The 9,473-nt window shown below is 39.4% G+C and carries 8 protein-coding genes and 1 other RNA gene; all 9 read right to left on the bottom strand.

The genetic code is table 11. The features are described 5' to 3' along the window. Positions 1-1,971: SHIRT domain-containing protein (locus ADI58_RS04895; RefSeq protein ID WP_049521678.1), on the bottom strand; the 1,971-nt coding region annotated here is incomplete at its 3' end. Between the two features lie 384 nt (positions 1,972-2,355). Next, complete coding sequence (locus ADI58_RS04890; protein ID WP_049521677.1) at positions 2,356-3,297, bottom strand: PspC-like choline-binding domain-containing protein; 942 nt, start codon at positions 3,295-3,297, stop codon at positions 2,356-2,358. Positions 3,298-3,396: 99 nt separating this feature from the next. Beyond that, entirely contained in the window at positions 3,397-4,086 is a 690-nt protein-coding gene (locus tag ADI58_RS04885) for a response regulator transcription factor (RefSeq protein ID WP_049521676.1), read from the bottom strand. 11 nt (positions 4,087-4,097) lie between these two features. Next, positions 4,098-5,522: an NADP-dependent phosphogluconate dehydrogenase gene (gene gndA, locus ADI58_RS04880; protein ID WP_000158778.1), complete on the bottom strand. Its 1,425-nt coding sequence runs from the start codon at positions 5,520-5,522 to the stop codon at positions 4,098-4,100. Between the two features lie 75 nt (positions 5,523-5,597). Continuing rightward, on the bottom strand, positions 5,598-7,016 hold the full coding sequence (gene mapZ / locus ADI58_RS04875; protein WP_049521675.1) for a cell division site-positioning protein MapZ: 1,419 nt from the start codon (positions 7,014-7,016) through the stop codon (positions 5,598-5,600). 12 nt (positions 7,017-7,028) lie between these two features. Further along, the gene (locus tag ADI58_RS04870) at positions 7,029-8,186 is read right to left on the bottom strand and encodes a THUMP domain-containing class I SAM-dependent RNA methyltransferase (protein WP_049521674.1); all 1,158 of its coding nucleotides are present in this window, start codon (positions 8,184-8,186) and stop codon (positions 7,029-7,031) included. A gap of 85 nt (positions 8,187-8,271) precedes the next feature. After that, positions 8,272-8,652: RNase P RNA component class B (rnpB, locus tag ADI58_RS10365), an RNA gene on the bottom strand. A 20-nt stretch (positions 8,653-8,672) separates the two neighbouring features. Then, positions 8,673-9,002 carry a cell division regulator GpsB gene (gpsB, locus tag ADI58_RS04865; protein ID WP_023945225.1) on the bottom strand — a complete coding sequence of 110 codons (330 nt, stop codon included), beginning with the start codon at positions 9,000-9,002 and terminating at the stop codon, positions 8,673-8,675. A 69-nt stretch (positions 9,003-9,071) separates the two neighbouring features. Continuing rightward, positions 9,072-9,473 (bottom strand): SLOG family protein (locus ADI58_RS04860; RefSeq protein ID WP_049521673.1); only part of this gene is annotated, 402 nt, incomplete at its 5' end.

Below are 9,473 nucleotides of genomic sequence, written 5' to 3'. Positions count from 1 at the left end.
TGCATTTACTACTTTACTTTCTGCATCGTAGCTCTTGAATACCCATTTACCATCCTCTGCTTCAACTTTGTACTCTGTTGTAGTTGGTTTAATCGCATTTACATTAGCTGTATTTTCATACGTTTTTGGGTCTTTTGGTTTATAGTTTTCGATTACTGCTGGTAATACTTTTCCCTCTGTTCCACTTTGGAATCGGTAGGATACATTATAAAATGTAACATAACCTAGTTCTAAAACGTTAGCTTCTACTTTGTTAATAGGTAAATTTGTAGCTGAATCCAGGCTTAACCAGCCACTACCGATTCTACCTGCACTTGGATGAACATTACCCTCAACAGAACCTGTTACTTTTAGTACTGTATTTCCATTTGTATCTGCTAACTCTTTGGCTTTATCTTGATTAATACGAACAACCATCTGATTGATTTCTTCATCACTCTTATTAGGGAACAAGGCTTTAAGTTCTGTTGATGTAAGAGATCGAAGTGTCATATTGCGCATAATTGTTTCAGCAATAGACTTACCTTCATCCGGTTTTACTACACTTTCAGCTATACGCTCATTTCGTTCATTTTCCGGTCTATTACTATCACTTCCATTTAATGATCTAAGAATCATTCTGAATGTTATATTCTTATTCCCTTTTGTTTCAACACCAAATGTAACACTAGGATCTGTATTGCTAACCAATGAATTAAAGCTATCTTTTGTATTTCCTAAGTCTGTTCCATCTTTTGAATACACATTTAAGATTTCCTTCGTTCCATCTTCCTTAATTCCTATGGCATATAAAGGTCTCCATGAGTAACCATTAAACTCTGTATATAATTTTTCCGGAACAACTAAATCTTTGTCTAAATTCACATTCAAGTCTACATATGTGTAAGTCTTCCTAGTTTCATCTATTGCAAATTTATTATCCTTGTATGTGTTGGATAAAACAGGACCAACATATCCTACATGAGGATTTCTATACACAGTCATCGCTGTTGTTTTATCCATTTCAAACTCAGCTTTTAGAACCACTTCATTCACTTTTGTAGTATTATTATTTTCCGGTTTATACTCATCAATGATACGGCGGGTATTTTTTTCTTTGTCTTTTGTTTCTTTATTTAAATTAGTATTAGGTAATACTTCTTCTGATTCTACATTCGTATCAATATGAACCTTATTATCATTAATGGCAAATTTATTCATTCCACCTATAATCGCAAATCCCATAGAAAATTTATCAGCAGGGAAAGGCGTATCTTGGTCATTTAAACTGGCATAAACACCATATAGCTTAGAATCAGCTGACAAGCCATTCGGAAAGGCTGTAGCTATAGTGTCTTCTGCCGAGAACAGTCTTGCACCATCTGCAATTTTCCCATTTACTGGCGGCATATCAGACCAACCAAGAAAAGTTTTTGCAGCGCCACGGAAAAGACCTGGATTAGATAAGGGACTCCCTAATTTATCTGTAGCATTCTTATATGTATTTTCAGTATCTTTTTTTTCGTGTGATTCACTTGTCCATTGACCAATAAGACTTACTTTACCATCATAATTTACTGGTTCTGTTGCTCTTTCAAGCCCTCTAGGTTTCTCATTATTATTTCTTGCTTCAACATTATCTTCTGGTTTAATAGGCCCATTTTCTGTTAATGCAGCTCTATTATTTCCATTATTCTCAGTTGATGTATCTGCATTACCACCTGTATCTATATTTGCTATTTCTGTGTCACCAGTATTATCACCAGAAGTGCCTGGTGTACTTGTTGTACTTGTTGTACTTGTTGAACCTGGTGTACTTGTTGATGCTGGTTCGCCTGCTCCTGGTCCATCCGCTTGAACAGTCGCCACACCAGTTACAAAAAATAATACCGAAGCTACCACCACACTAGCTACTCCCAGATGATGCTTTCTAATAGAATAGCGTAAAACTTTTTTCCCGTTTTCTTCACATTTTCTTGACTTAAAGTTCATTTTCATCCTCATTTCTTTTTTACAAATGGGTATTTATAAAAATCTCCTTATCCTTAAATGTTTTATCCTTTAAAGAATGTTCGATTTTTAAGCCTAAAATTGTAATTGTTATGATGCTTTCAAAAAAACACTTGATATTACACTAACATTATATACCTTTTTCTAAAAAATATCATGTGAAACTGGGCAAAAACTCAATTTTGTTAAAAATAAGTAAATAAGTAAATCTTTCCACAATAAACCGCATATTATCAAGTTTTTGCCAATTTTTTGACACCTGATAATATGCGGTTCCCTGATTTTAAAAACTTTTTATCCAGTATCACTTCGTGAAACTGCACTCTTACTTAAAATTTATCTCAAATTACAAAATACTATCATTATTTACCGAACCCACTCGCCATTATAATTGACAGAATAGCCATCTACAGTGGTATTCACTGCTAAAGCACCTGAGCTATAAGCATAGTACCATTTGCCATTGACCTGGAACCAGCCTGTTACCATAGCTCCTGAGGAACGAAGATAGTACCACTTGTTACCGAGGTATTGCCAGCCAGTTTTCATATCGCCATTTGACTGCTCTAAATAATACCAAGTTGAGCCTTCCTGATACCAACCAGTTGTCATAGCTCCTGAGGAACGGAGGTAGTACCACTTATTGCCAAGTTGCTTCCAACCAGTTTGCATGATACCAGTTTCTGAATCTAGATAGTACCAAGTTGAATTATCATTGGTCCAGCCACGCACTAGCTCCCCAACCGTCAAACTGTCGATACGAGCATCGAAGCTACCATCCTCCTGTAAATAATACCAATGCCCTTCGTCAGAAATCCAACCAGTTTTTAAAGTGTGATAGCTACGCTGATCTTCAAAATAATAGACTCGTTTCTCTGCTGGACTATCATATTGTTCCCCATGATGTTTGTTGGTATTTGTAGCAGTTTTTGCCTCTAAAACTTGCTTGCCAACAAATTCTTGAAGAACCCCATCTTTACCAAAGTAATACCATCTTGGCATTGGCATAAATTCCAATCTCATACCATTAGGGTAAGGACCAATGGTACTTCCTTTAGATGGAAACGGGATATATTGCCAGCCGACAACCATTTCTCCTGATACATGATCAAAATAATAGTATTTGCCATCAATCACTCGCCAGGCCTTTTCTTTGATCTCACCCTTCTTGTAGTAGGTTCTACCATTTTCTTGGACAAATTTCCAACCTTCTGAATCAGCATCATCCGCCAATACTGCACTTGTTGCTAGCAAACCGAAGAAAAAGACTGCTAATACGATTTGCATCAATTTTTTTATTATTTTCATTAGACCTATCCTCCATAACTGATTGTAGCAAAGACCAAACTGCATGTCAATATATAGAAAACCCCTCAAAAAAGCAGTTACAAAACTGCAACTGCTTTTCTATTCTTGCATGGTGTAACCAACACCACGAACTGTTTTAATGTAGCTTTTTTGACCTTTTACATCAAGCTTGCTACGTAGATAACGGATATAGACATCCACGATATTTGTTTCGGTCGCACTTTCATACTTCCAGACACTTTCCAACAACTGCTCACGAGTCAGAACTTTCTTGCTTCCCATAAGAGTGGCCAAAAGGTCATACTCACGACGGGTCAGAGCAATCATCTCCTCACCACGATAAACAGTATGATGTTCTACATCCATACGCAGATTGCGGTAAGACGTTGGAACCTTCATCTGACCACAGTGTTGGTCGATAAAGTCCCGACCTCGGAAAATCGCTGAAATACGAGCCACCAAATTGTCAATAATAACCGGCTTATAGATGTAAGAAACGGCAAAGCGTTGGATTGTCTCAATCTGATCTTGCAATTCTTCGCGATGGTCCAAGACCATTATCACTGAAGCTGGCTTAGTCCGACTCAGCTTCTCTGCAAAATCCTGTGCTGTCATATCCCCCAGACGAGCATTCAATAAAATCAAGTCATAGTCTGTCTGAAGAGCCGTGGAGAGGGCTTTTTGCCCCTCCTCAACCTGATCAACTCGGTATTGCTCTTTTTGGAGTTCCAAACTTAAAAAATGAGCTAGATTTCGTTCTTTCTCAAGTAATAAAATCCGTTTCCCCATGGCAGACCTACTTATTTTTCGTCATACCAAGAGTAGTGGAATGTTCCTTCTTTGTCTTTACGTTGGTAAGTGTGGGCACCAAAGTAATCACGTTGCGCTTGGATCAAGTTAGCTGGAAGGTCAGCTGAACGGTAGCTATCAAAGTAAGTAATAGCTGCTGAGAAAGTTGGCACGGGCACACCAGCTTGAACAGCAAGCGCTACGATATCACGCACTGCTTGTTGATACTTAGCAGTAACATCCAAGAAGTACTCATCCAAAAGAAGGTTAGCAAGGTCTGCATCACGGTTGTAAGCATCTGTAATCTTTTGCAAGAAACGAGAACGGATGATACAGCCATCACGCCAGATAGATGCGATGTCTGCAAATGGCAAGTTCCAGTTATTTTCTTTAGAAGCTACACGCAATTGCGCAAAACCTTGTGCGTATGAAATGATTTTTGAGAAGTAAAGGGCTTGACGGATTTTTTCAATCAGCTCAGCCTTGTCTCCTTCAAATTTGAAGGCAGCTGGTTTTGGAAGAACCTTGCTAGCATGTACACGTTCTTCCTTGTAAGTTGAAATGTAACGTGCAAATACTGACTCAGTGATGAGTGACAATGGCACACCAAGGTCAAGTGATGATTGACTAGTCCATTTACCAGTTCCCTTGTTACCTGCAGCATCAAGGATATAGTCTACGATTGGTCCATCTTGGCCTTCATCGTCTTTACGGCTCAAGATATCAGCTGTGATTTCGATCAAGTAGCTGTCCAATTCACCCTTGTTCCACTCAGTAAAGATTTCAGCCATATCTTCTGCTGAAAGACCTAACAAGTGTTGCATCAAGTCATAACTTTCTGCGATCAATTGCATATCACCATACTCGATACCGTTGTGAACCATTTTCACATAGTGACCAGCTCCATCAGGACCGATGTAAGTCACACATGGTTTACCATCTTCTGGTGCTTTAGCTGAGATTTCTTCAAGAACATCCGCAACCAATTCGTAGGCCTCTTTTTGTCCACCAGGCATGATAGAAGGACCTTCAAGGGCACCTTTTTCACCACCAGAAACCCCAGTACCGATAAAGTTGATACCTGAGTTTGCCAATTCTTCATTACGACGGATTGTATCTTTGTAGAAAGTGTTTCCACCATCAATCAAGATATCACCCTTGTCAAGGTGTGGAAGAAGGGCTTGGATAGTAGCATCTGTACCAGGTCCAGCTTGAACCATGAGCATGATACGACGAGGTTTTTCGATTGAGTTTACAAAACTTTCAACGTCATAGCTTGGTACAAAGTTCTTTTCAGGATGGCAAGCAATTACATCTTCAGTTTTTTCTTTACTACGGTTGTAGATAGCAACTGTGTAACCACGAGATTCAATATTAAGGGCAAGGTTACGACCCATTACGGCCATACCTACGACACCAAAGTTAGCTTTTGTCATTTGACACTCCTCTTGTTTAATTTGTTTTATTTTATCATTTTTACTTTTGAAAAGAAAGAATTTTGTAACGGCTACTTAGAAGTCCAAGTCATCCGCATGTCCAGAACCATTTCCAACAAAGTATCCTGTCTTACAGTTAAGGGTAAAGAGATAGGTTCCATCTGGCTTGTAGAGATTGTAATAACCATTGCCATTAACGATATTAACACGTTCAAGGATATATTGGTTGCCAGTGATATAACCACGTGAACGTGAAGTCGCTAGAATTTGTTCTAAGACACCATCTGCAAAATCCCAGGCAGAGTTGTTACTATCATCAATAGCAGACTGATTATAGGCAACACGACTAGCACTTCTTTGAACAGCAACCCCTGCACTAGAGAGACCCATATTGACTTCACTGCGACTACTTCTAGTCTCATTTGAACTACTTGGTTTTGTCTCACTAGTCGCATTTGAACTTGCTTGACTAGAACTGCTAGTTTGACTTGAACTTGAGCTCGAAGTACTTGTTTGCTGGCTCTTACCAAGGCTGATAGCCTTATCTAGCACTTTATCAATCTCAGTATTGCCAGTTTTAATATCCGTAAATTTAGCATCCGATTTGACTTTGGCATTGGTATCCAAGACACCATCCACAATAGCTGGTTTTTCAAATTGTGCATTGACATCTTGAATGGCCTTGATTTGCGTTGCTAGACTATCATACTTCGATTTGGCAAGCGTATGTTCACGACTACCTTCCAGCTTATCAAGCAAGGTTTTGAGTTGACTCAGTTTATCAAACTGGCTATTCTTCAAAGCCGTTTTATTGCTATCTGTATAAAAGGCATCGTATTGGCTATTGAAATCTTCTAAAATCGGCTGAACATTCTGCTCGCTAGACGATGATTGAGAAGTTTGGATTTCCTGTGTTGAGCGATTCACTTGACGGTAAACATAATAAGCAGTTCCAAGGATAAGAACCGCTAAGGTTACCAGAATCCCATAAAGCACCCATTTCTTCTTACTTTTTTCATCTTCACTATCAGGAATTCGAGAAAGTGTTGAAACTTCTTCCCCTTCAAACAATTGTACTTCTTCAGTCTCAAATTCTTCAACAGGGAGAACTTCTGAATCGCGTGTGAATTCTAAATCATCGAACTGACTAAAGTCATCTTCTGCTACTGAGGACTCATCTTCTGTTGCCTCACGAATCTCTTGAAGCAAATCATCAAGAGTCGAGGTAACAGCTTCTTCTTTTTCGACTAACTCCTCTTTTTTGTATTGGCGAGTCGCAAACTTATCTGCTTCGATTTCATCTTTGTGTTGCTTGACATACTTGTCCAAAATGGAATCTTCAGGCAAGACTCCTGCTTCCACTTCTTCATTTTTACGAATAGCTTGACCAACTGTTAACTCTTTTGCTTCATCAAAATCAAATCGCGGTTCTTGGCTTTCTTTTCGCGGTTCTTGGTTTTCTTTTTTATGACGATTCCGTCTTTTCTTACTCATGAGTATCCCTTTCTATTTTAACTCTTGGCGTTTAACACGCTGACCAAAATATTGATACAGATTCACTTTTAAGGTCCCGTTATAAAGTTTTCGTTTTTTATCAGCTGGACTTCCGTACTTACTTTCAAATGCTTCATCACTAGTTAGGATAAATTTACTCCAGGTTTTTAGCGGTGCAAATACTTGTCCCATCTCAGCATAGAGCTTGGTAACTCCTGCATCATCTGATAAACGTTCTCCATAAGGCGGATTGGAGATAATCACGCCATTGATTTTATCAGAACGTAAATCCTGCACGCGCATCTGCTTAAAGGTAATATCTCCTGCAACACCTGCTGCCTGAGCATTGGCCTTAGCAATTTCCACCATACGTGCATCGATATCACAACCCATGATATCTAGCTCAAGCTCACGATCCACTTTCTTAGCCGCTTCTGTGCGAACTTCTTGAATCAAGCGATCGCTAATCCAGTTCCACTCCTCAAAGGCAAAGGAGCGACGAAGACCAGGAGCCATCTTTCTAGCAATCATAACTGCCTCGATACAGAAAGTTCCTGAACCACAGGTCGGATCAATCAAGGGCTTGTCTGGGAACCAGTTAGAAAGTTGCAAAATAGCCGCTGCCATATTTTCCTTGATAGGAGCCCCACCCTTTTCGGTACGATAACCACGTTTAAAGAGGCTAGACCCTGTCGTATCAATCATGACAGTTGCCACATCTTTGAGAATAGAGACCTCAATCTTAAACTCTGGGCCATTCTCCATCAGCGGAATACCTTCTGGGCGAGCATAGTGTTTCTGCAATTTCTTGACAACAGCTTTCTTAGAAATAGCCTGAACACTCGGTTCATTGTGAAGTTTAGATTTAACACATTTGGCCTTGGAAATCGGGAACCGAGCTCCGAGTGGTAAATAATTTTCCCAATCTAAAGCAAAAACTCCCTGAAACAGCTCTTCAAAAGTCTTAGCTGGGAACGTTCCTAGGATAATCTTGATACGATCTGCTGCCCGAAGCCAGAGGTTGGTTTCGATAATGGCTCTCACGTCTCCTTGAAAACGAACACGTCCATTTTCAACCTGACAATCGTAGCCCAACTCTCGCACTTCTCGTCCCACAACAGCTTCAAGACCTGCTGCCACAGTTGCAATTAAATTAAATTCTTTTTTCATGTTACAGTCTTGCAAGACCTTTCTATATGTCCACTTTAAAAAATGAGGTTGAGAAAGTTTTCTCAGCCCCAACCTATATGCAATTTTCTATAAGCCATGTTTTGTTCCAGAAGTGACTAGGACCACTTCCTTCGATAATCATCTGTCTACCACTAACAGCTCTAGCTGATAGCAGTCAGAATACTACGTTCGTTTCCGCGTACTCCATGCCCCGACCAAAATTTGGGTTGCTAGCTTGAGGGGTTTACCGCGTTCCACTCTCTCCGTTTCCAGAAAGACTCCGTCACTGTGGCACTTTCAAGCCTACTCTGACCTATCCGAGGACTTAGCCATTTCAACTGCCGTAACGATTTCTCGTCCCTAGGCTTATGGTTTCGCCTAGCACAAACACTACAGGCATCACAGCCTGTGCTAGCATGGACTTTCCTCATGAGAAGTAACTCTCCTCACGCGATTATCCAAAAATTGCACATCTCAAATAACTACTTAGAAATCTGAGTTATCTAAAATTTGTTTACCAAAAACTTCTTTTTCCAATCTATTCAGGCGTTTCAAAATATCAAAATTCGTCATAGAACTTGTAGTTGCCGCTTCAAGGGGTTCTGCTTGAACTGGTGAAGGTTTCGGTTTACGAGCTAATTCTTCCTTCAAATCCGCAATTTCCTGACGAAGTGACTTGACCAAGGCAGCATAGGTTTCATAGTCCTTAATAACATCGTCTAAAAACTCATCAACTTCTACTTTACTATACCCTCGGACTTCACGCCCAAACTCTTGTTCAAAAATATCTTTCGCTGAAAAAATAATACTTGCCATGTCTCTCTCCATTCTCGCTTGCTAGTATTATTATATAAAAAAAGCCAAACAAAAATCAAGGTCAAAGCTTCAATTTTCGGAAAAATTTTCAGCAAGTTCATTTAATTGATCAAATGTTAATCTCTTTATAAAATAGTCCTCTTGATTTTTCATCTTTTGGTAAAAATAAGCTAGTTTTGTTTCATTTTCTTCATCATAAAAAAGATAGGAACTGTTCGTGTTTTCTAGTAAAAACTGCTGGTAGTCTCTTAACTGCCCCTTGTGTTCATAGCGAGGATAGGCATATTTGACAAAGTCTACTTGCTTAAAACGACTCAGTTTCATCTGATTGCCTTCATTCCAATTTTCCCCATGGGTTTCAAAAGCAAAAATGGTGGCCAACTGGAAACCATATTCGGTCTTCATTTCCTGAGCAACCTCTAAAACCCAATATTCAAAGCCTAAAGTTCCTGTAAATACAAGCCAAGACAC

This window comes from Streptococcus mitis (genome assembly GCF_001074635.1).
Classification (GTDB): domain Bacteria; phylum Bacillota; class Bacilli; order Lactobacillales; family Streptococcaceae; genus Streptococcus; species Streptococcus mitis_E.
This window is presented reverse-complemented; position numbering and strand designations above follow the sequence as displayed.